Below are 4,379 nucleotides of genomic sequence, written 5' to 3'. Positions count from 1 at the left end.
CAGCCCGTCATCAAAACCGGCGGCCACTGGACGCACTACCAGCGCCCCACCGAACCCGGCGCACCACCCACCACCACCGTCCTCACCGCCCACCTCCCCCCACACGACACCACACACCCCGACCACTACCGGGAAGTCCGGCCCGACGAGGAGTTCCGGCCGGCACCCGACACCGTCACCTTCGGCGACCCCCACGCCGAACCAGAGTTCGCCGCACCCGGAACATCCCACCTGAGCCCGCACCGCCCGCTCGACCACCTCATCCGCTTCAAACCCGCCTCAGGGAAGAAGCCGACGGGCGAGTACGCCCTCGGCAACGCCGGCATCGTCCACCACGGCGTCGTCGAGACCGAGAACGCGCCGGACGGCACCCCGTGCGTCCGGCTCTACACGACCGTCTTCAAAGCCATGCCGATGACCGTCGACCACACCACCGGCCTGGCGACCTCCGACTTCAAGGACGTCCACCAGTACCCGGACGGCACGATCCACATCTCCTCCGGACCCACCTCCCACGAAGTCTTCTGGATCGGCGCCGGCCGCCCCCTGCGCGCCATCAGATGGGCCGAGAAATACGCCGCCCAGGACCCCGACAACGCCAGCCCGATCATCCGCTCCTACCTCGTCCCCCTCACCACCTACCAGGAGATATTCCGCACCACCGTCCACGAGGAGGACCGCAACGCCGAGATCATCGATATCGGCCTCCCCGCCGACCGACTCACCCTGAACAACCTCAACCAGGCCTACAAGGCCAAGATCACCGAAGCCACGACGAAACTCACCGCCCTGGACGCGACCGACAAGGAGCTGAACAACGCCCTCGGACGCGTCCGCTTCAACTCCCACATCGAACACCTCATCGGCACCCGGATGGCACCCGCCCCGCCCACCGACTCCCTCACCACACGCCCGATCAACGTCGACCACCGCGGCGAGGAGAACCAGTTCGGCATCGGCGGCGACCAACTCCGCCGACTCGAACGCAGCGCCGTGCCGGACTCACTGACCACCTACTACACCCACGAAGACCAGCTCACCACCATCCCCGCCGCCGAGCACGGCACCGTCAAGCACATCGACACCCTGCGCGACAGCATCGGCGCACCGCGCAGCGGACTGCCCAAACTCAGCAACGACCTGCACCCCTGGATCGTCCAGAAGACTGACGGCGGACGGACGACTGCCGAGTTCCGCAACGACGCCGCCGACCTCGCCCGCATCGCCCGCACCCTCCGCGAGCACCTCGTCACCTGGCACCAGTTCAAACAACAACCGAGCGAACGCCGGCCCGACCCGCTCCTCGACCCCGAACACAGCCTCTCCTACGAGACGCGCCTCACCAACCTCAAGACCTTCCTCGCGAACCAAATCACCGCCCACCGCGACCAGGCCGACGGTCCCGGGCACGAACAACAGTCCCCTGCCAAAGCGCTCTTCGACCCGAACATCGGCGCGAACAGCCACGACCGCGGGCCCGTCGACGACTTCATGGAAACCGTCGTCAAGCCCTGGGCCACCCAGGCCGCGATCGCCGAAGTCCTCTCCCGCGGCTACGACGAGAACAAGGCCGACCTCGACGTCCGAGGACCCCAACCCACCACCACCGACTACCACGCCCTCCTCCAGAACCTCCCCCAGCACCGGCAACTGCAGACGGACACCGGCAAGCAACTCGACACGCTCTGGCACGACGGCCGCCACCCCGCCGAAATCGTCACCGAACTCATCGACAACTTCCCCGGGCTGGCCCGCAAATTCGACGAGATCGCCGCCAAGACCGAGTCGTACACGTTCCTCACCCACGCCCAGCTGGTCCTCGGCCAGTACCGCAAACTCACCGCTGACACCACCCCGGGCAACCGCTTCGTGCCGACGGAGACCATCGCCAAGGCGATCCTGTTCCACGACATCCAGAAGCAGAACTCCAAAGACATGTACGACCACAGCGGAGGGAAGAAAGCCAAGAAAGCCAAACCCGCCCCGCACGACCGCGAACCCGAACACATCGGCGCCGTCGACATGATGAAGAGCCTGCGTCACCTCTGGCGCGACACGTCACAACTCGTCGCCGCCGTCCGCATGGTCGACTCCGACCCCTTCGGCTTCTACCTGCGCGAGTTCTTCGACGCACCGAGGTACCTCGACGAAGCCGAGCAGACGTTGGAGCGCGCACGGCAGGCCTTCGCCTACATCGCCGACACCGCACTCCTCGTCATGGACCGACGGCCGCGCGAGACTCCCGAGCTGACCGACGAACAGGCCCTGAACGTCCAACGCCTCTTCCATGAGTTCCACCAGTACTACCAAGCCGACTACTCCTCCTACACCTCCGCCACCAGCTACCGCCCCGACCCCGCCGACCCCCGCGAGATCCCCGGCAAGAAGAGCTTCGACCAGCACTTCCCCCTCGTCAGCACAACAGCCGACAACGGCACCACCCGCAACGAACTGATCACCACCGGCGACGCCCACACCCGCCGCTTCGTCTACGGCGAGGCCAAGGAAAAACGCTTCCAAACCCTGGCCGGCCTCTTCACGACCACGGAAACCATCAAGGCCACCTACACCGACATCGTCCAGCAACGCACCGAGAACGAAGAGCGCAATCTCCAGGACACCTATGTCCATCCCGGCAAGGCCAAGGCGAGGTCCACCGACGAGCGACGGGACACCGACAGCGCCGTGCCGTCCGACTCCGACCCGTTCGACGGCACGGACCTGGAATTCGGGGTCTTCGACTCACACCACACGGACCCGCTCGACTGGGCGGGCCCCGACCTGTTCGACCTGTCCCATGCCGAGCCGTCGTCCGACCACCCACCCCACGGCACCGGCCTGCCGCAGGCCCGTCCGTTGTCGGAGTTCGGGAGCGGGCAGCCGGGTGTGTGGATCCGGGATCCCTCGGTCGACGGGGACGCGCAGTCGCGGATCGAGCAGGCCCTGTCACACCTGCCGGTCGACACCGGCCGGTTCGTCGTCGCCATGCACGTACGCGACGACCACCCCCCGCTGTCCCCGGCCGGCCTCGCCACCCACGTCCTCCGACAGCGCGACACCCACGCCTGGGACCCACAACGCCAGACCATCGACCTCGTCGCCTGCGGCCTCGACCGCATGGGCTCCACCTACGTCACCGAGTTCATGGAACACCTCTGGCAGCACGCACCCGAGGCCCGGGCCCGCGCCGCCGACGGCCCCGTCATCCTGACACCCGGCCCCACCGGCACCCACCAGGGCGGACAAGGCCACCTGATCGTCGCCCACGAAGTCGGCTTCAACGCCGCCAACCAGCCCGTCATCAAAACCGGCGGCCACTGGACGCACTACCAGCGGCCCACCGAACCCGGCGCACCACCCACCACCACCGTCCTCACCGCCCACCTCCCCCCGCACGACACCGCACACCCCGACCACTACCGGGAAGTCCGGCCCGGCGAGGAGTTCCGGCCGGCACCCGACACCGTCACCTTCGGCGGCCCCCACGCCGAACCGGAGTTCGCCGCACCCGGAACGTCCCACCTGGGCCCGCACCGCCCGCTCGACCACGTCATCCGCTTCGCACCCGGGAAGACCGGCGTCGGCACGTACGCCCTCGGCAACGCCGGCATCGTCCACCACGGCGTCGTCGAAACCGAGAACGCCCCGGACGGCACCCCCTGCATCCGGCTCTACACGACCGTCTTCAAAGCCATGCCGATGACCGTCGACCACACCACCGGCCTGGCGACCTCCGACTTCAAGGACGTCCACCAGTACCCGGACGGCACGATCCACATCTCCTCCGGACCCACCTCCCACGAAGTCTTCTGGATCGGCGCCGGCCGCCCCCTGCGCGCCATCAGATGGGCCGAGAAATACGCCGCCCAGGACCCCAACGACGCCAGCCCGATCATCCGCTCCTACCTCGTCCCCCTCACCACCTACCAGGAGATCTTCCGCACCACCGTCCACGAAGAAGACACCAACGCCGAGATCATCGACATCGGCCTCCCCGCCGACCGGCAAACCCTCGACAACCTCAACCAGGCCTACCAGGCCAAAATCGAGGAGGCGACCGACAAGCTCACCGCCCTGGACGCGACCGACACCGAGACGGCCAAAGCCCTCGGACGCGTCCGCTTCAACTCCCACATCGAACACCTCATCGGCACCCGGATGGCGCCCGCCCCGCCCACCGGCTCCCTCACCGCACGCCCATTCAACGTCGACCACCGCGGCGAGGAGAACCAGTTCGGCATCAGCGGCGACAGGCTCCGCCGACTCGAACGCGACGCCGTCCCCGACTCACTGATCACCTACTACACCCACGAGGACCAGCTGACGGGCATTCCCCCCGCCGAGCACGGCACCGTCAAGCACATCGACCTCCTGCGCGA

Annotated in this window: 1 protein-coding gene; it reads left to right on the top strand. The window is 67.6% G+C overall.

Annotated elements, in window-relative coordinates; genetic code table 11:
* The coding region (locus ACZ6NC_RS41805; RefSeq protein ID WP_465739125.1) for a hypothetical protein at nt 1-4,379 on the top strand (4,379 nt) is incomplete at both ends.

This window comes from Kitasatospora sp. NPDC041988, assembly GCF_055588525.1.
This window is presented reverse-complemented; position numbering and strand designations above follow the sequence as displayed.